Genomic DNA, 20,737 nt, shown 5'->3' with positions numbered 1-20,737 from the left:
CATGTCGCCTTCCCGGCCCTCGCGGCCCACCCTGCTGCTCGTCCTGGCGCTGACGGCCCTCTGGGGCTGTTCCTCCAACGAGCCGAAGCCGCCCGTCGAGCAGCTCTTCTCCGACGTGCAGTTCGACCTCACCGTTCCGCCGGAGACGCCGGTGGACGCGGCCATCTTCCTCACCGGTCCCAGCGCCACGTTCCAGGGCACGGACGGACGGGGTCTGGAGATGGTCTACCAGGGCGGCCGTCAGTTCAGCCTGAAGGCCCGCCTGCCCAAGAACACCGCCTTCACCTACGCGGTGCGGATGACGGCGCCCACGCCCCAGGTGGCGCTGGACGCCCAGGGGACGCCGGAGGCGGACCACACCCTCACCGTCCAGGAGAACGAGGAGCGTGTCGCCCTCACGGTGGAGCGCTTCGGCGCGGAGGGGGGGCAGACAGGCGCGAGGACCGTGTTCATCGTCCAGGTACCGGACACCACTCCGGCAGGGGCCAAGGTGTGGCTGACAGGGAACCAGCCGGAGCTGGGGAACTGGAATGGCGCGGAGGTGGAGCTCTACCCCGCGGTGGACAACGCCTACGCCGGTGCCGTCACGTTCGCGGCGGGCACGGGCCTGGAGTTCAAGATGACGCTGGGCTCGTGGAAGACAGTGGAGAAGAGCGACACGGGAGCTGAGGTGGACAACCACACCTTCACCACCAGTGGCGGCTTCGAGCGCGTGTCCATTGCGGTGGGCAGCTGGGCGAACACCACGCCTACGCTTACCGGCAACGTGCGCTATCTGCAGAATGTCACGCCCACGGACGCCACCCTCAAGCCGCGCGACGTCATCATCTGGCTGCCGCCCGGCTACGAGGCGGACACCTCGCGCCGCTACCCGGTGCTCTACATGCACGACGGCCAGAACCTGATGGACAACAACACCGCGTTCGCCGGCGAGTGGAACGTGGACGAGACAGCCCAGGCGCTGGTGGAGTCCGGCCAGGTGGAGCCGCTCATCATCGTGGGCATCTACAACACCATTGACCGCATCGCGGAGTACACGCCCGTGCCTGCTCCGAAGTACCCGGACGCGGGCCGCGCGGACGTGTACGGCCAGTTCCTCATCCAGGAGCTGAAGCCGCGCATCGACGCGGAGTTCCGCACGAAGCCGGAGGCGCAATTCACGGGGCTCGCGGGCTCGTCGCTGGGCGGTCTCGTGTCCATGTCGCTGGGGCTCAAGCACCCGGACGTCTTCAGCCGCCTGGGCGTGGTGTCGCCGTCGGTGTGGTGGGCGGACCGGGAAATCATCGCGGAGGTGAACGCGCTCACCACGAAGCCCGCGCTGCGCATCTGGGAGGACATTGGCACCAAGGAAGGCGACGGCGACGAAGCGGAGACGGTGGCGGACGCGAACGCGCTGCGTGACGCGCTGGTGGCCAAGGGCTGGGTGCTGGACAGCGACCTCAAGTACACGGTGGTGGAGGGAGGCCAGCACAACGAGGCCGCGTGGAGCGCGCGCTTCGGTGACATCCTGCGCTTCCTGTATCCCGTGAATCAGTGACGAAGCCGCCGCCCCCCACCACCCCGGATGGACGCTACCTGGTGGTGGACGGGCGGCTGTGGCGCCGCAGCAATCCAGCGCTCGGGCCCCGGCAGCGTGAGCTGCTGGTGGCCGCGCTGATGCGGGCCCGCGCCGACGTGGGCCGGGCGAAGCGCGCGAAGGACGCGGCCCTGGAGCGCAGGGCCCGCGACCGCGTGCACCGCGCCAAGGTGGGCCTGGGCGAGCGAGGCCCGCCCTGGTGGACGGACGGCACGCCGGACCTCAACCGGCGCCTCGTGCGCAACACGCCGTACGCCGCCTGGTTCCAGGGCCTGTCCCAGGAGCCGTGAACCGGCTGTAGGCTGTATTCCCCCCAAGACATGAAGGAAGTGTTGCATGCGTCACGCCTGGAGTCGGCTGTGGTGGCTGGTGCCGTCGTTGCTCGTGGCGGCGTGTGGTCCATCCCAGGAGCTGGAAGCCTCCGCGGAAGTCGGTGAGCGCACGCAGTCCATCCTGTATCCGCCCCCCGTGCCCGCGAGCGGCAACATCGTGGACAGCACGCCGTACCTGGGTCCGGTGGGGCTGAACGACGCGGTGCAGACGCAGTTCACGACGAACCCGCAGTACCTGTCCTTCAGCTTCAACGTGGCCGCGGGCGCGCGGGTGAGCCTGGAGGTGACGCACCTGGGCAGCAGCATGTACCTGGACACGGGCCTGTTCATCCATGGCCCGAAAAACGCCAGCGGCAGCTACGGCACCACGGTGCTCGCGCAGGACGACGACGCGGGCTACGGCCAGCTGTCCAAGGTGGCCAGCCTGACGTTGGCCCAGGGCGGCGAGTACCTGGCGGTGGTGAGCACCGGCACGGGCGCGGGCAAGAAGTTCCGCCTGGCGCTGGGCTGTCTCAACGGAGCCTGTGCGCAGGAGGATTTGTTCACCGCGTGCGACCTGGACGTGGCCACGCGCATCGAGGTGTGTGACGAGAGCGTGGTGGAGACGCAGGGGTGACGCCCGCGCAGGCGCTGCCGCAGTGCACGGACGCGCAGGACGCGCACGACGCCTGGCTGTCGCAGTGCGCGGTGTCCTCCGGTCAGAAGCCCTGGTGCGCCAATGGCGAGGCGGCCTTCACGTCGCGGATGTGGCCGGTGTGCAAGGACTTCTACCAGCGCTACTACGGCGCGGGCCCGCTGCCCCTCACGGCGCTGGAGGACAACGACGCCATCAACGAGGCCCGGGCCACGGGCCACGCGCGGTGCAAGGCGGGTGAGAACTACTGCGACGAGTCCCTCTGGACGTTCAACGTGCCCTTCGTTGCGGGCACGCAGCCCACGCAGCTGGACTGGGTGGTGGAGGGCGCCTTCGCCACGCTGCCGGAGCTGTCGTCCAATCAGCGCGTGCAATTCACACGGCAGCCGGACCTGACGTACCCGGACTTCGCGGGCCGCATCGGGTGGATGTTCCCGGAGCTGGGCCAGGTGCTGCCGCAGGAGCTGGGCAACGGCACGGAGGTGCCGCAGGTGGCGCACTTCTACGACGACCCGCTGGTGGCCGCGGGCGCGCACGATTTCCACAACCTCTACATCGTGTACTTCCCCGTGTCGCACCGCACCGCGGTGTTCTGGCTCATCCAGCACGAGTACTGAGCAGCTCAAGCAAGCACCGGGCACCCGCATCCCCCCATGCGGCGGTCCAAGGTGCTCCGCGATGACGCGCAGCTCGCGGAGCCAGAGCCCCCGCCGGGGCGGTCGCCGAAAAACCTGTCCGACAGTCGGACAGGTCCGCGCCGCTTCAACGGGAAGGCGCGTGCCTGACGGAACACAGCAGTGGGCCGTGACGAGGTGCGCATCTGACGGTCAGGGGCGGGACGCCGGCAGAGCCCAAGAACATGTCTGACAGTTGGACAGGTCGCGCCGAATGAACCAGCGATGCACCTCGCGAGGCACAGCTGCAGGCCGCCATGTCGTGCGCGCCAGGACGCCAGGCCCAAGCCTCGGGCAGAGGCGCCCGGCCGGGGGCGGTTGCTAAAAAACCTGTCCGACAGTCGGACAGGTTTTTTTCGTCCGGCTCCGGAGGGCGCCCCTTCCAGTCAGCCGACGCGGGCGGTGGGCCCCACGCGTCCATGTCAGACCCCTGTGGTTGGATGGCGATGCTGGAACGAGGAAGGGGAATGGGGATGGGGCACGGCGGACTCGTGGCGTACGTGGAAGCGCAGATTGAGCGCGACATCGCGTTGGGACGGATTCACCCGAGCGGGCGATTCGGCTCGGAAGCAAAGCTGGCGCGTCGCTATGACGTCTGCCGGGGCACCATCCGTGAAGCGCTGCGGCGGCTGGCGGCACGGGGCCTGGTGGTGCAGAGGCCTGGACGCAAGACGCGCGCGGTACCTCTGGATGAGTCGCTGACGCTGGAGAACCTGGGCCTGGCGCTGCATGACACGCGCTCGCCGCAGGCCCGGTGGCTCTTGGAGGGCTACTTCAGCCTCCGGCGGCAGGTGCTGGTGGAGCTGCTGTCTGACTGCTGCGCACGGGCCTCCAAGCGGGACCTGGACCAACTGGGGAGCATCTGCTTCGGGCTTTGGGACGCGGCACGCTGGGAGTCGGGGGCTTACTGCGCCCGGGTGGAATTCGAGTTGCTGCGGCTGGCGGCGCGAGTAGCAGACCGGCCCGGGCATGTGCTCCTCGTGCAATCCCTGCAGCGGGCCTTCATGGTCGGCGCGGCCCAGCTGCTGCCTCTTCTGGGAGGTGAGCCGCTGCGCCAGTGGGTGAACTGCGCGAAGGATGCCCTGCATGATCGCGATACGCGGGCCCTCCAGCATGAGCTGCCGGCGCTGATGAAGGCTTGCGACGACCTTGTGCTGGACGCCTTTGCTCCTGCTCTCAAGGAGCCTGTTTCCCCCGCGGCCCATCCTTCCCAGGAGAAACTCCCGAGCGAGCTTGCTTCAGCCATCGCTCAAGCCGAAGCTCTTGCCGCAGCCACCGCTCCGGATGACGCGATAGGGGAACGCCCCTGCCTGGAGGTGCATGGCCCTGGCCCAGTGGCACATGACTCCAGGGACACCGAAGCACTCCCGGGGGTGCCCTGTCCCCGGGTGGCAGCCCTTGACCTGGCGCCGGACCATGGGGCGCCTCGGTCTCCTACCGCCTCGATGTTCGCTCCATGCAAGCCCGAGATGGCGTACGTCGGAGAGGATGTGACGCGAGCGGATTTGGGAAGCGTGTCCGAGTGTCAGGCAGGTCCGGGTGCTTCGCTTCTGGAGGCCGGCCTCCGGTGGGCCGCGTATCCCTGGCGCCTCATTGGCCGCGCCGTGGGCCCTGTGCTGACGCGTTGGCTTCCAGGCGGACTGCCTAGAAGGCGTAGCGCACGCGGCAGTACGGCAGGTGCTTCGCGAGCAGGGCCTGGAACTCCGCCACGTGGCGGCCCTTGAACCCGGTGCGGTAGCGCACGTTGACGCCGCCGCCCTGGGACACCTTCGTCTCCTGGATTCCAGGCCGCCACAGCAGCTCCTCCGCCTTCGGGTGCCAGCGCAGGTTCACCTCGTGCAGGCCCGCGTTGTGCGTGAGGAAGATGATTTCACACGCCAGCTGCTGCTTCGCCCGTTCGCCAATGCCGGCGTCAATCTGCTGGAACAGCTCCACGTAGGCGTCCTGCCAGCCGTCGTGGAGGATGACCGGGGAGAAGTTGAGGTGCACCTCGTAGCCGGCGGCCACGAAGTCGTCGATGGCGGCGATGCGCTCCGCGATGGGGCTGGTGCGCACGTCCAGCAGCTTCGCGGGCGCGTGCGGCATCAGGCTGAAGCGGATGCGCGTCCTGCCCTTGGGCTCGTAGGTGAGCAGCTCGCGGTTCACCAGCTTGGTGGCGAAGCTGGCCTTCGCGTTGGGCAGCGTGGTGAACAGCCGCACCAGGTCCCGCACGTTGTCGCTGATGGCCGCGTCCGCCGCGCAGTCGCTGTTGCACCCGATGTCGTAGACCCACGCGTGCGGATCCACCGTGTTGGGCTCCAGCTTGAGCCCGCGCTTGTGCGCGTGCTTGCGGATGGCCTCCTGGATGCGGTCGATGTTCACGAACACCGTGACCGGGTTCGCGTAGCCCTTGTTGCGCGGCACGTAGCAGTACGCGCACGCCATCACGCAGCCGTTCGCCGTGGACGGCGCGATGAAGTCCGAGCTGCGGTCATTCGCGATGAACGACAGCGTCTTCTTCACGCCCAGCACCAGCGTGCTGCCCTTGATGCGGTTCCAGGCCTCCACGTTGCCTTCGTTGCCGAAGAGGCCGGGGATGTGCTGGTGCGAGGCCACCTCCACCTGCTCCGCGTCCGGCCAGCGCTCCAGAATCTCCCGGCCTCGCGCGGACTCCCGCACGCCGGGCTCCAGGTAGATGCGCGACACCTTCAGCAGCCGGTCGAGCGGGCCAGGGCCCCGGGGCACGGCGGCCGGGCGCGGGGCGGGTTCCGGGAGGAAGAGGTCCAGGTTCGTCACCCGGCGGATGTAACCGCGTTCCGCCTCCCATGCACCCGCGGTGGCCCACCCCGACGACGGGCGGGCCACCGGACAGGCGCCTGCTGTCAACGCTCGGACGGAATCGCGGGGCCCGTGGAGATGGGGGCCGGCGCGTCCAGCGCCTTCCACAGGGCCTCCGGCAGCGGGGCCGGGGCGTTCAGCGCGGCCGCGACGCTGGCGGTGGGCGCGTAGACGCGGTGGTTGTTCACCCGGAAGTCGCTGTCCGTCACCGTGGAGATGACCGCGGCGCGGCCCAGGTCGTTGATGGGCGGCCCGTCCGACCGGAACGCGACGCGGTCCACCAGGAGGACTTCCGCGGCGCCGGGCGGCGTCACCCAGACGGTGTAGCGCTGCGCGAGCAGGTCCACGTTCATGCGGAAGTGGTACGTCTGGCCTCGCACGTACGGCACCCGGCGGATCCACGAGTAGCCCGCGCCGTTGCGCACCTGGAAGATGCCGTCCTCGCTCATGCGCAGCGCCATGTTCAGCCGGTTGAAGGCCGTGACCTCCGTGGAGCTGTCCGTCCACCCCACCACGCCGCCGCCCAGGTTGTCCGCCAGGGGCGTGAGGTCGAACTCCACGATGCGCGTCCCCGTGTTGGTGGTGCCCAGCAGGTGCTGGCCGCGCGGCAGGCTCAGCTTCGAGTACCAGGGGTAGTTGGGGCGCGGGTTGAAGCGCAGCAGCGCCTCCAGGAAGTAGTAGTCACCGTAGATGAGGCTGACGTTGATCTCCTGGCCCGCGGGGAAGTTGCCCACGCCGTGCAGCAGCAGGCCCGGGCTGTTGGTGCCCTGCGCCAGGTACGCGGGCGACGCCAGCGAGTCGAGCATGGCCAGCGCGGCGTTGCGGTAGGTCGTGCGCCGCGTGGCGTCCGTCTCCAGGCTGCTCAGCTCCAGCAGGCCGGACGCGACGACGGCCGCGGCCGAGGAGTCCTTGGACTGGCTGGGGGCGTTGAAGTCCCAGTTGGGCACGCGGTCCGCGGGCAGGTTCGCCAGGTAGTAGTCCGTCACCCGGCGGGCCGCGGTGAGGAAGCGTGCATCCCCCGTGTAGCGGTACACCATGGTGAAGCCATAGATGAGCCACGCCTGCCCGCGCGCCCAGGTGGAGGTGGTGGAGTAGCCCTGGAAGGTGCCCCGCGAACGGATGGTGCCGTTGTTGTTGTAGTCCACGTAGTGGAACGAGCTGCCATTGGCGCGCACCGCGTCCTGGAGCGTGCGCAGCGCGTGGTTCACCGCCATGGTGCGCCACACCGCGGGGCCGCCGTTCTGGGCGCCCCAGAGCAGCAGCTCGATGTCCATCATCGTGTCGGTGACGAGCGGGATGTTCCAGTTCGAGTTCCAATCACAACAATCGATGATGCCCACGGTGCTGTTGTAGCGCGTGGCCAGCGACGCGGCGGAGGTGAGCAGCACGTCGCGGTAGTACGGGTCGCCGGTGAGCCGGTAGGCGTTGCCGTAGCTGTTGTACATCTTGAAGCCCAGGTCGTGCGTCTCCGTGTTGGTCTTCTGGACCTCCAGGGGACGCGTCCACATGTCCGCGCGGTCGCGCCAGTAGGGCTCGTTGGCCACCTGGAACATGAACCACATGCTCCCGGGGAAGAAGCCCTGCGTCCACGCGATGCGGTCCGTGTTGGCCACCGTGGTCCACGTCCCGCTGGACGTGGAGGCCTTGGGAGAGCGGTTCACGCTGGGCATCTCCGTGATGGTGTCCGCGAGCTGAGCCCGGGCGAACGTGAAGACGCGCACCGCGTCCGCGTCCGTGAAGGCATTCGCCACCGGCGCCACCAGCAACGCCAACATCCACCACAGCTTCACTCCCGGCTTTGGCAATCCCATACACCCTCCCCTTGCATTGACCGGCGCGGAAGGTGCGGGTGTGCCACCCCGGGGAACAGGGGCCCGGGGGTCGCTGGCTGTCCGCTCCCCCGGCCTTGGGGGAGGGCCCTGGCGTGCGTCAGCCGACGCTCGGCCTCAGAAGCCGGGCGGGCGCTCCCCGGCCACACCGGACGCGCGCTCCAGGGCGATGCCAACACGGCCCAGGGTGCCCTCGTCGAAGAGCTGGCCGATGAGCGTCACGCCATGGGGCACCCGGCGCGGCGTGCTGAACGTGGGCATGGGGCGCTTGGGGTCCGGGGCCCAGTCGCTGCGGGCCTTGGACACCTCCACGAAGCCGGTGCGCAGCGTGAGGGACGGGTGGCCCGTGTGGTTGGTGATGGTGAGGGCTTCGTCGCGCAGCGAGGGCACGAGCAGCACGTCCACCTGGGACATGATGCGCGCCATCTCCTGCGCCACCTTGCGGCGCAGCCGGTCCGCCTGGACGAAGTCCACCGCGGACAGGAAGCGGGACTGGCGGAAGAGGTTGGGCCACGCGTCCGGCGTCTGCATCTTCAGCGCGTCCACGCCGTGGCTGAGCGTGAGCTCCTCGAACGCGGCGGCGGCCTCCGCGAAGAGGATGACGTTGAGGGCGGAGTACGGCCAGTCGGGGAACCGCACCTCCACCGGCGTCAGGCCCAGCCCCTTGAGCGTCTCCAGCGCCTGGCGGTCCACGTCCGTGGCGGGGTTCTCCTTCATCCACGCGGGCACGTAGCCCACGCGCAGCCCCTTCACGGGCGCGTTCGCGTCGAAGTCGAGCTTCGCGGACACGCTCGCCACGTCACCCGCGTCCGCGCCATGGAGCGCCGCGAGCACCAGGAGCGAATCCTCCACCCCGCGCGTCATGGGCCCCAGCTTGTCCAGTGACCAGCACAGCGTCATCGCGCCCGAGCGCGGCACCCGGCCGTAGGTGGGGCGCAGGCCGGTGATGCCGCAGCGCATGGACGGCGAGATGATGCTGCCGCCCGTCTCGCTGCCCAGGGAGAAGCCCACGAGCCCCGCGGCCGTCGCCGCGCCCGGTCCCGCGCTGCTGCCGGAGGAGCCCTCTTCCAACAGCCACGGGTTCTTCGTCTCGCCGCCGAACCAGATGTCATTGAGCGCGAGCGCGCCCAGGCTGAGCTTCGCCACCAGCACGGCGCCCGCCTGGTGCAGCCGCGCCACCGAGGCGGCATCCGTGGTGGGGACGCGGTCCTTGAACGGCTCGGCGCCATAGGTGGTGCGGATGCCCGCGGTGTCCACCAGGTCCTTCGCTCCCCAGGGGATGCCGTGCAGCGGGCCCTTGTAGCGCCCCGCCGCGAGGTCCTTGTCCGCCTGCCGGGCCTGCTGGAGCGCCAGCTCCTCCGTCAGCGTGATGACGCACTGGAGCTTCGGATCATGCTGCTTCAAGCGGGCGAGGTAGAGCTGCGTGAGCCGCTCCGACGTGATGGCGCGCGACCGCACCCAGCGCGACAGCTGCGTGAGCGGCGCGAAGGCGATGTCCTCCTCCTTCGCGGGCAGCGGAAGCTTCGCGTCGCGGCTCCGGACGAAGCGGGCCTTCACGGGGACAGTGGACTTGAGTCCTGGCAGCGAGGGGTTCCACTGCGAGGCGGGCGACAGCGTGGGCTCCAGCGCGAGCTTGCGCGGGCCGGTGCGGCGCTCGTGCAGCGGGGCCAGCGACACGCGCCAGTTGCTGGCGGCCTGGGTGCGCTCGGCGGGCGTGAGCTGCACCTGCATCAGCTTTTCGGCCTCCGCGAAGGTGGTGGGGCTGACCTCCGGGCCCACCGTGGGGCCCGCGCCGAAGGTGGGCGGCGCACCGGCCGGCGGTGCGGACGTGCCCGCGTCCGGAGCCGCGGAGACGGCGGTGCTCGCGAGTCCAATCACGGTGTGGGTCAGGAACTGCCGACGCGAGCTGCTCATGGCGCAACCTCACGGATGAAGCGAAGGGGACGCCAGTGTGCCACCGCCTAGGAGCGATGCACGTCGCGGAAGGCGAGCATGTCCCCCAGCCGCTGCTCCTGCGCGTCGTCGAAGCCGCACGCGGCGTCCCAGGTGGCGGGGTTCTCGTAGGTGCCGAACAACATGTCCCAGATGGGGAGGTCGCCGTAGTTGTTCTTGTGCTTGCCGTACTCGTGGTGGATGCGGTGCATCTCCGGACGCTGGAAGAACCAGCCCACCCAGCGCGGGGTGCGGATGTTGGTGTGGTAGAAGTATTCGCCCAGCGCGCAGCAGGCCGTGTAGACGGCGCCCGCCGCCGGGCTCAATCCCAGCACCGTGTAGACGAGCAGCCCGCCAATGAGGCTGTTGGCCGTCATCTCCAGCGGGTGCTTGTAGAAGCTGGTGATGACCTCCAGCCGCTGCGGGCTGTGATGGATTTGATGGAAGAAGCGCCAGAGCACGTCGCTCTCGTGCCGCGCTCGGTGCCACCAATAGAAGACGAACGTGGCGATGAGGTAGGCCAGCACCCCGCCCACCACCGGGTTCACGTGCCGGGACAGGTGGAAGAGCGAGTGCGCGGAGAACCACCGCTCCCAGGTGTAGCCGCCCAACACCACCACGCCCACCTGCGCCAGGTTGATGAGCACCACCCGCGAATGCCAGCCGCGCACGCGGGGCAGCTTCCACCCCAGGGACAGCTGTTCAATGAGAAAGCAGAAACCGGCGATGAGCACGAGCCAGGGCAGCATGGGAATCCTTCCGTGATTTCGGACCAGCCCCTTCTACGAAGGACCTTCCGGGAGATGGCTTTCGCCCGGACTGACACTGTCACCTGGGAGGGCTGGGACGGGAGGAACGGGGGCTGGCATCCTCCCGGGCATGGCTCGGAACAGCACCCTGACGGCCCGGTTGGGCTACATCGACACGCAGGCCACCTTCGTGCAGGCGGCGCTGCTCGCGGCGCATGGAGCGGGGGCTCGCGCGGGCGGGTTTCGCGTGTCGGACGTGCGCTTCTACTTCCTGCTGTTCACCAACTGGGTGGAGCACGACGTCACCCGGCCCTCGCAGGACATCGACCTGACGCAGGTGCGGCGGACGCTGGAGCGGCTGGTGCGCGCGGGCCACGCGGAGGCGGGCACCAGCGCTCCGGTGAAGGGGCTGCCCCGGGGGCGCCGGTACGTGCTGACCGGTGAGGGGCTGTGCTCGCTGGCGGAAGGGCTGGCCGGGCGCGAGCGGGCGCCGCTGGAGGAGGCGCTGTTCGTGGTCTGCTTCGCGGCGAGCTACCGCGACGCGGTGCTGTCGCGTGTGGAGGGCCGGGCCCGGGCGCTGTCCCCGGCGGTGCGAAGGCGCGTGGAGCGGGCGTTGGATCCACTGCGGCTGGTGAAGGAGGCGCAGCGCACGTCGGCGGCGGTGCTCGCGGACCTGGAGGAGCGGGTGGAGGCGGGCCTGCGGTACGAGGAACAGTCGCGCAAGGCCATGGCCCGCGCGGAGCCCGTGGCGGACGTGGTGCGCGCGCTGGAGGCGGCGGGGTCGTACCAGTTGCACCGGGTGCGGCCGCTGGGCGAGGTGCTGCTCGCGCTGCCGGAGGACCTGCGCCAGTTCGAATTGACGGAAGGCATGGGCCTGCGCTCGCGGCTGCTCTTCGCGCCCCTGGCGGAGCGGGCGCGGGCGGAGCACGCGGTGCTGGCGCGGCTGGAGGCGCGGCTCACCGCCGGCAAGGCACCGGGGTGAGCCAGGGCGCGGGGCCTACCTCAGCGCTTGCGTGAGGCGGGAGCCCAGGGCCAGCGCGAGGCCGTCCTCGATGAGGCCCGCGGCCACGTTCGGCACGCGCAGCCGCTGCGTCAGGAGGCGGCGGAAGCCGACGAAGAAGTAGCTGGAGGCGATGGCGGTGGCGGCGCCGACGAGGGCGAAGCCAATCCGCGCGCCCTTGCGCTTGCGTGACACCGCGGCGGCGGTGACGGCCCCGGAGAGGATGCGGCCGGACAGGACCGGGAGCGCGGTGCGCGGAGGAGCCTTGGGGTTCTTGTCCCCCACCAGCTCACCGAGCGCCAGGAGCCCCAGGCGCTGGGACACCTTCTTCGACGTGAGGCCCGGCAGGGCCCGCTTCAACGCGCGCGTCGGCTTGCGCGACAGCTCACGCGTGAGGACCGCGGGCGCCGTCATGCTGCGCATCCCGGCGAGGACGCCGAAGCCCGCCGCCGTCCAGAGTTCAGTGTTCGTTCGCATGGACCCCATCCCCCGATGCCGGTGGTGAAAACCAGAGGGTGGGGGCTCGGCGCCCGTCCGGCCACTGCCGGGCGGGCAGGCACTCAGGCGGCCGGTTTGGGCAGGCGTGGCGAGGGACGGCTGGAAGGACACGTACTCCGTCTCCATCCCCAGCCCGTGCCACGACACGCACCAGGCCTTCACGCCCGGCCCGGCCTGTGTCGCGCCGTCCATCAGCACCGCCTCACGCAGGAACGTGTCCCAGACGAGCCGCTGTCCGTAGTCCTGCGTGTACGCGAAGACGCGCTCGCGCGGACAGGTGATGCGGATGGATTCGGTGAACCTCATCCTTCCGTGTTGCGAAGGAAGTCCGCCACCTGGGCGAAGCGGTCATCCAGGAAGCCACGCAGGCCGCCGGTGATGCCCTGCTTGTCCATGGCCTTCTGCATGCAGCGCAGCCACGCGTCCCGCATCGCCGTGTCCACCGGCAGGTGGCCGTGGCGCATGCGCAGCCGGGGGTGGCCGTGCGTCGCGCTGTAGTGCTGCGGCCCGCCCAGCCAGCCCACCAGGAACATGCCGAAGCGCTGGCGCGTGCCCCGGTTCACCTTCCCTTCCGCGTCCAGCTCGTGGATGGCCGCGAGCGCGGGCTCCTCCGCGTCCATCACGTCGTAGAAGGCCTCCGCCAGCGCGTGGACGGCCTGCTCGCCGCCCATGCGGGTGAAGGGGGTGTCGTCCAGCGTGGGGACCCAGCCGTCAGACGGCGGGGGCTTCAATTCCATGCTCATGGCTTCCTCATGCCGCCCAGCGCTTTGGCCGGCGCTGGAGGCTCTTCAATCCCAATCCTTCACAGAACGCCTTGAAGCGCGCTTCCGGCACGCCCTTCCATTCCAGGTCCGCGAGCGACGCCGTGCCCGGCAGCGGCGCGTCCTCCACCAGCGTGGCCAGCGTGCGGTACAGCCGCGCGTCGTCGCGAGATGCCTTCAGCGTCGCCGCCAGCTTGTCCGCGCCCCGCACCTTCACCGTCCACTCCGCGGCGTTGTCCGGGATGGCCTCCAGGTGTCCATACGCCTGGAGCACCGCCGCCGCGCCCTTCGCCCCGAAGCCCGGCAGCCCCGGGATGCCGTCCGCGTCATCGCCCATCAGCGCCAGCAGGTCCGGAACACTCTCCGGCGCGACGCCCAGCTTCGCCTTCACCCCGTCCGCGTCCATCACCTTCTGCTGCCGCCGGTCCACCTGCACCACGCGCTGGCCGCGCACGCACTGGCCCAGGTCCTTGTCCGGGGTGAGCAGCCGCACCTGCTCCACCTCGCCCGCCCAGCGCGCCGCCGCGGTGGCCAGCGCGTCGTCCGCCTCCTGGTCCTTCATGGACCAGACGCGCACGCCCAGGGACGCCACGGCCTCCTCCACCAGGTCGAACTGCGCGCGCAGCTCCGGCGGTACGCCCTCGTCTCCCTTGTAACCAGCGAACAGCGCGTTGCGGAACGAGCGGATGGGGTTGTCGAACGCCACCGCCACGTGCGTCACGGCCTCCTGCTCGTCGTGCAGCAGGGCGAGCAGCGAGTCCATCACGCCCGCGGTGGCCTTCACGTCGCGTCCATCCGGAGCGGTGGTGCCCGGCCGGGGCGAGTAGTGGGCCCGGTACAGCTCATACGTGCCGTCCACGAGGTGCAGGCGCATGTTCCCCCTCTAGCGCCCCTTCCGCCGCGCGGCCAGCAACCCGTGCACAGCGTCTCAGTGGGGCGCGCCTCGTTCCCTACACGACGCCTGTCAACCCCCTTGGCCAGCGTGCCGGGTGGGGACGGGTCGCCGATGCCGAGTGGGTGCACGGGTCCCATTTTCCAAACCAACTCCCTCTGGGCCGCGCCGGAGCGTCCCAGCATTTCCCACCGGCATGAGGTGATCCATGCGCCCGAAGCTGTTCGCCGCCGCCCTGCTCTCCATCGCGGCCCTTGGCTGTGCAGGCAAGCAGGTGATTGCGACGTCCACCCACAACCAACGCGTCCAGGCGGAGGCGGCGCTGCGCTCCGCGGAGAACTCGCAGGCGCCGAACGTGCCCGAGGCCGCGAGGCATCTGGAGTTCGCGCGTCAGCAGATCGCCGACGGTGAGCGGTTGGTCCGGGAGGGCGAGCAGGAGGCCGCGGAGCTGCGCTTCCGCCAGGCTGCCGCGGACGCGGACCTGGCGTCGGCGCTGGCCCGGGCGGTGCCCCTGAAGAACGAGGCGCGGCGGGCCAGCGAGCAGGCCGAGTCCCTCCGCAACCGTCAGTGAGTCCCCCACCTTGAGCTTTGCGAGGAGCGAGTCATGCAGCGTTGGAAACTTGGATGGTTTGCGGTCGCGGGAGTCACGGCGCTCTCGGTGGGGTGTGCGCACGGTCCTCCGCCCAGTGAGCTGACCGCGGCGCGCCAGGCCTACCGCGAAGTCTCCACGAGCCCCGAGGGCCGCGAGCGCCCCGCGGACGTGGCGGCGGCCCGGGCGGCCCTGCAGGAGGCGGAGAACGAGTACGCGGAGAGCAAGGGGTCGGTGACGACGCGCTCGCTGGCGTACGTGGCCCTGCGCAAGGCGGAGATTGCCCAGGCGCGCGGCGAGGCGGACCTGGCCGCGCAGCAGCGGGCGCAGGCCGAGGCGCTCCTGCGTCAGGAGCAGGAGGCGCGCGCGCAGAACCTCACGCGTCAGCAGGAGGAGGAGCGCGCGAGGTACGAGCAGCAGCGCCAGCAGTACGAATCCCAGCGTCAGCAGTTCGAAGCCCAGCGCGCGCAGGAAGCCGAGCGGATGCGCACGGCGGACGCGCAGCAGCGCCAGCAGATGGAAGCGGACCTGCAGCGGCGCCTGGAGCAGCAGCAGGCCGAGGCGCGGCGGCTGGCGGAGTTGAACCAGCAGCTCCAGCAGCGCACGCAGGAGCTGGAGCAGGAGCGTCAGGCGAGGTTGCAGGCGGAGCAGCGCGCGACGCAGGCGCTGTCAAAGCTGCAGGACGAGAACGTGAAGGTGCGCGAGGAGGCGCGAGGCACGGTGGTGACGTTGTCGGGCAGCGTGCTGTTCGCGACGAACGCGACGGAGCTGTTGCCCGCGGCGCGCGACCGGCTGTCGGAGGTGGCGACGGCGCTGAAGGAGGCGAAGAGCCCGTTGCTCATCGAAGGCCACACGGACTCGCGAGGCTCGGAGGACTACAACGACCAGCTGTCGGAGCGCCGCGCGGACAGCGTGAAGAACTTCCTGGTGAACCAGGGCGTCCCGCCGGACCGCATCCAGATTCGAGGCGTGGGTGAGACCCGCCCGGTGGCCTCGAACAGCACGGCGGAGGGCCGGGCCAACAACCGCCGCGTGGAGATCGTGGTGGAGCGCAACGTGGCCGGAGCGCAGCCGTCGCGAAGCGGAGGCGTGGGAGGCAGCGGCACGCAGGGCGACCAGGACCAGGGCCAGAACGCGGGCGGCAGCGGCACGGACGCGAAGCCGCACGGCACGGGCACCGACCACCAGAGCCCCCAGCCCGAGCAGGGCACGGGCGGTGGCTCAGCACCGCAGCAGGTACCCCAGCAGCCCATGGACCACGGCCAGTAGCCGTTTGAGTTGAAGCGCAGAGCCAGGGCCCGTCGCGGAGAGAACGCGGCGGGCCCATCCCATTTGGTGGAATGATGCCGAGCCATGAGCTTCATCGAGGACCTGAAAGAGTACCTTCAGAGCGTGCGCTCGGCGCAGGACGGCCGGCCGGCCTCAAGTCTCTTCGTGCCAGAAGCCAAATGGGTGCGTGCGGAGTTCATCCGACTCGTCGAACACTTTGAGCGAGAACCCGGGGAACTTCCCCCCGGACTCCTGTTCGACCTCCATCGAAAATGGACTTCGGATGATCGCGTCGTGAGTTTCGCCATCAACCTTGCCATCCTGCTCCAGGAAGGCTTTCTGCATGGTGAACCACGCAGTGTCATTGAAGAGCATGTGCTCCTCGGAATGACGCGTCGCATGGGGTTCAACGGGCCCGCTTCATCGCTGACGCGTCGACTGGAGATTGACCGTCTGGCCGACAAGGCCTGGCATCAAGGGCCTCCTCGAGGCACGTCACAACTCAACGGGGTCGCAAAGTACGCGATAGAGGTTCGCGCCATTCGCCAACTAGGAGAGCGCCATGAAGTGGGGCCCATCGGGGAAGTCCTTCTGGGCTTGAGCGGACGAGACGCCATCCAGTGGCTTCTCCAAGTCGAGGTCGCTCAATCGATGGGACCCATTGATGACTGGCGACTGAGCAGGGAAACCGCCAGGCACCTTCTCCAAATCCCAGAAGACATTCGTCTCGAGAGCACGTGGGATGAGTCCGGGCTCGCGCACTCCTGGGCGACTCTCCGGCGGCTTGGGTCGCTGGGCGTCCTTGAATACATCGAGGGCATGAACGACCTATCCGATCCATACAGCGGATACAGGCTCCTGAACGAAGGCAAGCGTCTCCTGGAAGCCCTGCTGACGCCTACGGAAACGCCTTTCTCCGTTCTCGCGGCCACGCTCAGCCAGGACGAATCGCTGACCGCACTGGAGAAGGAAGGTGGCGGCAGGCCAGGTCTCGATATGGTCTTCAACTCCTCGGCCATCGCTACCGCTCGACAAGCACGACTGGTCGTTCACGAGATCCGGAACGCACTCATTCCGGCGCAGATCGCTCTCGGGTCGCTCTACAGCTCCGTGGTGGGCAGTCAGGTTGAAGCGGAGGTCGCCCGCTTCCGCCCTCGCATCGACCCGGGCATTGACCGCGCACTGAAGTTCGTCACGGATCTGCTCAAGACCTCTGAACTGGCAGCACGTGCGCCCGAAGGTTTCGATGTTCTCCGCGTGTTGGCGGATGCGGTCGCGAGTGTTGCCACGTCACTGCGCACCCAGCTTCATGTAGCCCCTGACCTCCCCTCCCTGTCGGGCTACCGGGAGCGATTCGTCCTCGCCATCGTCAATTTGCTGCGGAACGCGGAGCAGGCCGGCGCGAAGCAAGTCGTCATCGACTGCATCCTGGAGGACAACCAGCGGAACCTCCTCCTGACCGTGGACGACGACGGTCCCGGCGTCCGTCCCGAGGACCGCGAGCGCATCTTCCAGCGCGGTATCTCCCTCCGCTCCGGTGGCGCGGGTGAAGGTCTGGCCCTGGTCAAGGAGGTCGTCGAGATCGAACTGCACGGCAAAGTCGCCTGCGTGGACAAACCCGATGGCGGTGCCCGTTTCCGGATGCGCCTGCCTGTGGCAGAGAGGACACCACGATGACTTCTCCAGGCACCGTACTCGTCGTCGACGACGAGAAGCCCTTCTTCGAGACCTACCAGGACATCCTCGTCCCCGAGGGCTACCGCGTCGAATGGGCTCCAGACCGGAAGACTGCCCAGGCCCGCCTGCAGGAATCCACCTGGGACGTCGTCGTGCTCGACCAGCGCCTCCAGGGTTCCACCGGAGGCGATTCCGGCATCGACCTCATTTCAGAGATCGTCCCCACGGGCGCCAAGGTCATCGTCGCGACCGCGTATGCCGACGCGAAGATGATTGAGCGGGCCTTCAAGGACGGCGCCTACGACTACCTGGAGAAGGTCCCCACCCTCCCCATGATGTTGCGCATCAAGGTGCGCAATGCCTCCGAAGCCGTGCGGGAGCGGCGCCTCGCCTCACTCACCCACGCCCAGCGGGAGAAGGAGATCCAGGACCTGTGGGCCGCCTGCCGGTCTGAAACCAACGGCAACCGCAAGGGCCGCCTGCTGGAAGAGCTCCTGGTCCTCCTGTTCAAGACCGTGCCGGGCCTGATGAACACCAGCACCAACCGGACCAGCGCGGACGAAGAGATCGACATCGTCATCCGCAACGAATCCCAGGATCCGTTCTGGGCCCGCGAGAGCAGCAGCTACATCCTCGTCGAGTGCAAGAACTGGTCGAAGCACGTCGGCCCCGGGGAGCTGGTCATCTTCCGCGACAAGCTCTGGAACCGCGGGGGACGCTGCCGCCTCGGCTTCTTCGTCGCGGCCGGAGGCTTCACCGAGGGCTTTCACACCCGCTCCGCCACCTTCCGGAAGGACGACCACCTGGTCGTCGCCATCGGCCCGACGGAACTGGACGCGCTCGTGCGTTCCACGAACCGGAACGAGACCTTCAAGAAGCTCCACGAAGACGCCGTCATGAGCGGCAACGGCCCCGCCTGATTCAAGCGCCCATCGTCGCCAGTCCGCCATGATCGACAAGTCGCCCGTCCTGCTCACCACCGAGCGTCTGCACCTGATGTTGCTGCCGCCTGACGCGGCGGAGCGGGTGCTCGCGTACCACGTGGCCAACAAGGACCACCTGGGCCCGGTGTCTCCGGCCCGGCCGCCGACCTTCTTCTCCACCGCCTACTGGCGCACGCGCCTGGCCCAGGACCGCGAGGACTTCCGCCACGACCTGTCCCTGCGCGTCTTCATCCTCCCCAGGGGCCAACCCCTCGCGCTCGCGCCGGTCATTGGCAACGCCACGCTCGCTCATATCCGCCGGGGGCCACTCCAGGCCGCGGACCTGGGCTACGGCCTGGATCAGCGCCACGAGGGCAAGGGCCTCATGACCGAAGCCCTCCGCGCCTTCTGCGACTTCGCCTTCGGCGCCATGGGCCTGCACCGGCTCCAGGCCAACCACCTGCCGGAGAACCTGCGCAGCGCCGCCGTCCTCCGCCGCCTGGGCTTCATCCCCGAGGGCTACGCCCGCGACTTCCTCCTCATCAACGGCCAGTGGCGGGACCACGTGCTGAACTCGCTCGTGGCCCCCGCCGAGCCCTGACACGCAAGCGTCCAAATTTTGTCGATATTGTCGGAGAACGACGCCTTTCTCCGCGCTTTTCGCTGGCCCTTGGCGAATATCGACAGAATTGAATGAGACCCGGACCTACCCATCTCCGTGACGAGTTCTGGCGCAATCCGCCGCCGCTGCCGCGTGGCATCAAGCTGGTGCAGCAGGAGGCCGTCGTGGTGTCCCGGGTGGGCCCCGGAGGGGAATCCCTCTATGACCTCGCGGAGGTCCAGCTCCCGGAGATTCGCGTTCCGGTGTTGCTGGGGTATCGCGCCCCCTTGTTCCCGGCGGACGTGCTGAGCCAGCGTGACAAGCTGTCCACCCTGCGCGAGCAGCTTCAACGCAGGGACGCGGATCCGCGTTCGCTGCCCATCTTCCGCCTGCCGATGCTCGTCACGGACTCGGCTTCCGCCAGCGTCATCGAACTCTGTGAGCGTGAGGAACTGGGCCTCATCGACATGCGGGGAACGTTCTTCCTGCGCACGGGCAGCACCTTCATCCGGGTGCAGGGGCATCGGCCGCTGGAGCGAACACCTCGCGAGCCCTTGTTTCATGGCAAGGGATGCCGGGTCGTGCGCGTCCTGCTCCAGTCGCCCGGCCATCGCTGGACCATTCGCGCACTCTCCGAGCAGACCCAGACGAGCTACTCCTATGCGCACGGGGTCACCACGCGACTCCTGAAGGAAGGCTTCGTCGAAGGAGGCCGCGGCACCGGCTTCCGGCTTCGGGATCCGGTGTCCCTGCTGAGGGCATGGCTGACGAGCGACAAGCCGACAGCTGTCACCCGTGAAGGGTTCAACGCGCCATCCACGACCCCCGCGCTGCTCAACAAGGCCCATGCCTCGCTGACCGCCCAGGGCATCCGCTCCACCTTCACGCTGGCGAGCGCCCTGCACGCCGACGAACGATCCGTCTCCGGAATCCCTCACGGCATCTACCTGTCCGGCGCTCTTGAGACAGCCGTCTCGGCCTTTGGACTGCGCCGGATGACTCCGCACAACTTCTTCGTGCTTCGCCCGGAGCCAGCCGCCGAGACCGACGCGGGCGGCATCTACCATGCACAGCGACTGCTACCGCACGGTCCAGCGGTCGCGCTGCCCCAGCTGGTCGTGGACTTCCACCAGAGTGGCGGCAGGGGAACCGAACAGGCGGAGGAACTGGTGCGGCGCTTCGCACGGGCCCTCCCCCTTTCGGATGAGTCTTGATGACGGATGAAGAGCGATTCGACGAAATCCTCGGTGAGTTGGGCGAGCTGATGCTCGATCTGGGAGACCTCTCCAGCCGCATCATGCTCATTGGCGGGCAGGTCCTCGCGCTGGAGTCCCGCCAACGGGGTGGAACCGGGGTCATCTCCATCGAGACCGATACCGGCATCGTGGTCGAGCGGGGCTTCTCATACGAGCCGGACCTGTTGTTCGACGTGGATGGCTCGGACTTCATGGCCGAGCGACTTCCACAGGTCCTCCGGCAGAGGGGATATGCGAGGTCGCGGCACTTCCGCTGGTCGAAGCCCCTCCCCGGCGGCCAGATGGACCTGGACCTCTTCGCCCCCAAGGACGTCGCCCCCGACGAGCTGCCCACGGGCATGACGCCCCTGCCCGATGCGCGGCTGGCACTCCGCCGCGGTCACGCCGTGGTCCTGCTCGAAGGAAAGCCCCTGCGGATCCTGCTACCGGATGCCACGGGGTTCCTGACGATGAAGGAACGCGCCAAGCGTGAGCTGCGACCTGACAAGACCAAGGACAGCTTCGACCTGTTCGCCTACGTCAAGCTGGTAGGTCCCCAGGCCGTGCGTGCGTCCCTGCTGCAGGCAGGTGAAGAAGGGCGGGCGCTCCGAACCCGGTTGCTTCATCTCTTCTGGAGCACGGAGGCGCCCGGCCCTCGTGACGTCATCCGCTACGCGGCGAGCCTCGATCCAGACGAGCAGGCCTTGCTGGCCCAGGCAGCGGTCGACCTGTTCGCGGAGCTCTGAAGC

At 68.9% G+C, this 20,737-nt stretch carries 20 protein-coding genes; 13 read left to right on the top strand and 7 right to left on the bottom strand.

Annotated elements, in window-relative coordinates; translation table 11 throughout:
* From D7X55_RS04085 to D7X55_RS04070, 5 genes are all read left to right on the top strand, one after another.
* Positions 1-1,537, top strand: a 1,537-nt coding sequence (locus tag D7X55_RS04085) for an alpha/beta hydrolase-fold protein (protein ID WP_121722284.1), incomplete at its 5' end; no start/stop codon positions are given.
* A complete protein-coding gene (locus D7X55_RS04080) occupies positions 1,534-1,866 on the top strand; it encodes a hypothetical protein (protein ID WP_120547252.1) in 333 nt (110 codons plus the stop codon). The genes D7X55_RS04085 and D7X55_RS04080, both read left to right, overlap by 4 nt.
* A 46-nt stretch (positions 1,867-1,912) precedes the next feature.
* Complete coding sequence (locus D7X55_RS44490; RefSeq protein ID WP_233609570.1) at positions 1,913-2,524, top strand: hypothetical protein; 612 nt, start codon at positions 1,913-1,915, stop codon at positions 2,522-2,524.
* Complete coding sequence (locus D7X55_RS44485; protein ID WP_233609568.1) at positions 2,521-3,159, top strand: hypothetical protein; 639 nt, start codon at positions 2,521-2,523, stop codon at positions 3,157-3,159. The genes D7X55_RS44490 and D7X55_RS44485 overlap by 4 nt, the downstream gene beginning before the upstream one ends.
* 524 nt (positions 3,160-3,683) lie before the next feature.
* Positions 3,684-4,940 (top strand): GntR family transcriptional regulator, encoded by a 1,257-nt coding sequence (locus D7X55_RS04070; protein WP_167510794.1) that lies wholly within the window; start codon positions 3,684-3,686, stop codon positions 4,938-4,940.
* Here the strand turns inward: D7X55_RS04070 and D7X55_RS04065 are convergent.
* The 4 genes from D7X55_RS04065 to D7X55_RS04050 all read right to left on the bottom strand — a co-directional run bounded on the left by D7X55_RS04065 (position 4,861) and on the right by D7X55_RS04050 (position 10,543).
* Positions 4,861-6,060 carry a spore photoproduct lyase family protein gene (locus tag D7X55_RS04065; protein WP_233609567.1) on the bottom strand — a complete coding sequence of 400 codons (1,200 nt, stop codon included), beginning with the start codon at positions 6,058-6,060 and terminating at the stop codon, positions 4,861-4,863. The genes D7X55_RS04070 and D7X55_RS04065 overlap by 80 nt on opposite strands.
* A 17-nt stretch (positions 6,061-6,077) precedes the next feature.
* On the bottom strand, positions 6,078-7,844 hold the full coding sequence (locus D7X55_RS04060) for a glycoside hydrolase family 88 protein (protein ID WP_121722283.1): 1,767 nt from the start codon (positions 7,842-7,844) through the stop codon (positions 6,078-6,080).
* A gap of 135 nt (positions 7,845-7,979) precedes the next feature.
* Entirely contained in the window at positions 7,980-9,776 is a 1,797-nt protein-coding gene (locus D7X55_RS04055) for an amidase (RefSeq protein WP_121722282.1), read from the bottom strand.
* Between the two features lie 47 nt (positions 9,777-9,823).
* Positions 9,824-10,543, bottom strand: a complete 720-nt coding sequence (locus D7X55_RS04050) for a sterol desaturase family protein (RefSeq protein WP_121722281.1) — start codon at positions 10,541-10,543, stop codon at positions 9,824-9,826.
* 130 nt (positions 10,544-10,673) lie between these two features.
* Between D7X55_RS04050 and D7X55_RS04045 the strand changes: the two genes are divergently transcribed.
* A complete protein-coding gene (locus D7X55_RS04045; protein ID WP_120547247.1) occupies positions 10,674-11,525 on the top strand; it encodes a hypothetical protein in 852 nt (283 codons plus the stop codon).
* Between the two features lie 15 nt (positions 11,526-11,540).
* On the opposite strand, the gene D7X55_RS04040 is transcribed toward D7X55_RS04045, so the two are convergent.
* From D7X55_RS04040 to D7X55_RS04030, 3 genes are read right to left on the bottom strand one after another with little or no spacing between them, the layout of a single operon-like run.
* Positions 11,541-12,347: an SRPBCC family protein gene (locus tag D7X55_RS04040; protein WP_121722280.1), complete on the bottom strand. Its 807-nt coding sequence runs from the start codon at positions 12,345-12,347 to the stop codon at positions 11,541-11,543.
* Entirely contained in the window at positions 12,344-12,784 is a 441-nt protein-coding gene (locus D7X55_RS04035; RefSeq protein WP_120547246.1) for a group II truncated hemoglobin, read from the bottom strand. Before D7X55_RS04035 ends, D7X55_RS04040 begins: the two co-directional genes overlap by 4 nt.
* 7 nt (positions 12,785-12,791) lie before the next feature.
* Positions 12,792-13,676: a 5'-3' exonuclease H3TH domain-containing protein gene (locus D7X55_RS04030; protein ID WP_120547245.1), complete on the bottom strand. Its 885-nt coding sequence runs from the start codon at positions 13,674-13,676 to the stop codon at positions 12,792-12,794.
* Between the two features lie 226 nt (positions 13,677-13,902).
* Between D7X55_RS04030 and D7X55_RS04025 the strand changes: the two genes are divergently transcribed.
* From D7X55_RS04025 to D7X55_RS03995, 7 genes are all read left to right on the top strand, one after another.
* Positions 13,903-14,265, top strand: a complete 363-nt coding sequence (locus D7X55_RS04025; RefSeq protein WP_120547244.1) for a DUF4398 domain-containing protein — start codon at positions 13,903-13,905, stop codon at positions 14,263-14,265.
* A 33-nt stretch (positions 14,266-14,298) separates the two neighbouring features.
* Positions 14,299-15,552 (top strand): OmpA family protein, encoded by a 1,254-nt coding sequence (locus tag D7X55_RS04020; RefSeq protein WP_121722279.1) that lies wholly within the window; start codon positions 14,299-14,301, stop codon positions 15,550-15,552.
* Between the two features lie 84 nt (positions 15,553-15,636).
* Positions 15,637-17,229, top strand: coding sequence for a sensor histidine kinase KdpD (locus D7X55_RS04015; protein WP_121722278.1), 1,593 nt, complete (start codon positions 15,637-15,639; stop codon positions 17,227-17,229).
* A complete protein-coding gene (locus tag D7X55_RS04010; protein ID WP_121722277.1) occupies positions 17,226-18,149 on the top strand; it encodes a response regulator in 924 nt (307 codons plus the stop codon). The genes D7X55_RS04015 and D7X55_RS04010 overlap by 4 nt, the downstream gene beginning before the upstream one ends.
* Positions 18,150-18,177: 28 nt before the next feature.
* On the top strand, positions 18,178-18,753 hold the full coding sequence (locus tag D7X55_RS04005) for a GNAT family N-acetyltransferase (protein ID WP_120547240.1): 576 nt from the start codon (positions 18,178-18,180) through the stop codon (positions 18,751-18,753).
* 92 nt (positions 18,754-18,845) lie between these two features.
* Positions 18,846-19,967 (top strand): hypothetical protein, encoded by a 1,122-nt coding sequence (locus D7X55_RS04000; protein ID WP_121722276.1) that lies wholly within the window; start codon positions 18,846-18,848, stop codon positions 19,965-19,967.
* Complete coding sequence (locus D7X55_RS03995; RefSeq protein ID WP_121722275.1) at positions 19,967-20,734, top strand: hypothetical protein; 768 nt, start codon at positions 19,967-19,969, stop codon at positions 20,732-20,734. The genes D7X55_RS04000 and D7X55_RS03995 overlap by 1 nt, the downstream gene beginning before the upstream one ends.
* The last annotated feature ends 3 nt before the right edge of the window (positions 20,735-20,737 follow it).

This window comes from Corallococcus sp. AB049A (assembly GCF_003668885.1).
GTDB lineage: Bacteria > Myxococcota > Myxococcia > Myxococcales > Myxococcaceae > Corallococcus > Corallococcus interemptor.
This window is presented reverse-complemented; position numbering and strand designations above follow the sequence as displayed.

What these genes read in the sequence shown, in the direction of transcription:
- D7X55_RS44490 (WP_233609570.1), top strand. Translation starts at nt 1,913, where the DNA reads ATGCGTCACGCCTGGAGTCGGCTGTGGTGGCTGGTGCCGTCGTTGCTC.
- D7X55_RS04070 (WP_167510794.1), top strand. Translation starts at nt 3,684, where the DNA reads ATGGGGATGGGGCACGGCGGACTCGTGGCGTACGTGGAAGCGCAGATT.
- D7X55_RS04060 (WP_121722283.1), bottom strand. Translation starts at nt 7,844, where the DNA reads ATGGGATTGCCAAAGCCGGGAGTGAAGCTGTGGTGGATGTTGGCGTTG.
- D7X55_RS04055 (WP_121722282.1), bottom strand. Translation starts at nt 9,776, where the DNA reads ATGAGCAGCTCGCGTCGGCAGTTCCTGACCCACACCGTGATTGGACTC.
- D7X55_RS04050 (WP_121722281.1), bottom strand. Translation starts at nt 10,543, where the DNA reads ATGCTGCCCTGGCTCGTGCTCATCGCCGGTTTCTGCTTTCTCATTGAA.
- D7X55_RS04045 (WP_120547247.1), top strand. Translation starts at nt 10,674, where the DNA reads ATGGCTCGGAACAGCACCCTGACGGCCCGGTTGGGCTACATCGACACG.
- D7X55_RS04040 (WP_121722280.1), bottom strand. Translation starts at nt 12,347, where the DNA reads ATGAGGTTCACCGAATCCATCCGCATCACCTGTCCGCGCGAGCGCGTC.
- D7X55_RS04035 (WP_120547246.1), bottom strand. Translation starts at nt 12,784, where the DNA reads ATGAGCATGGAATTGAAGCCCCCGCCGTCTGACGGCTGGGTCCCCACG.
- D7X55_RS04030 (WP_120547245.1), bottom strand. Translation starts at nt 13,676, where the DNA reads ATGCGCCTGCACCTCGTGGACGGCACGTATGAGCTGTACCGGGCCCAC.
- D7X55_RS04025 (WP_120547244.1), top strand. Translation starts at nt 13,903, where the DNA reads ATGCGCCCGAAGCTGTTCGCCGCCGCCCTGCTCTCCATCGCGGCCCTT.
- D7X55_RS04020 (WP_121722279.1), top strand. Translation starts at nt 14,299, where the DNA reads ATGCAGCGTTGGAAACTTGGATGGTTTGCGGTCGCGGGAGTCACGGCG.
- D7X55_RS04015 (WP_121722278.1), top strand. Translation starts at nt 15,637, where the DNA reads ATGAGCTTCATCGAGGACCTGAAAGAGTACCTTCAGAGCGTGCGCTCG.
- D7X55_RS04010 (WP_121722277.1), top strand. Translation starts at nt 17,226, where the DNA reads ATGACTTCTCCAGGCACCGTACTCGTCGTCGACGACGAGAAGCCCTTC.
- D7X55_RS04005 (WP_120547240.1), top strand. Translation starts at nt 18,178, where the DNA reads ATGATCGACAAGTCGCCCGTCCTGCTCACCACCGAGCGTCTGCACCTG.
- D7X55_RS04000 (WP_121722276.1), top strand. Translation starts at nt 18,846, where the DNA reads ATGAGACCCGGACCTACCCATCTCCGTGACGAGTTCTGGCGCAATCCG.
- D7X55_RS03995 (WP_121722275.1), top strand. Translation starts at nt 19,967, where the DNA reads ATGACGGATGAAGAGCGATTCGACGAAATCCTCGGTGAGTTGGGCGAG.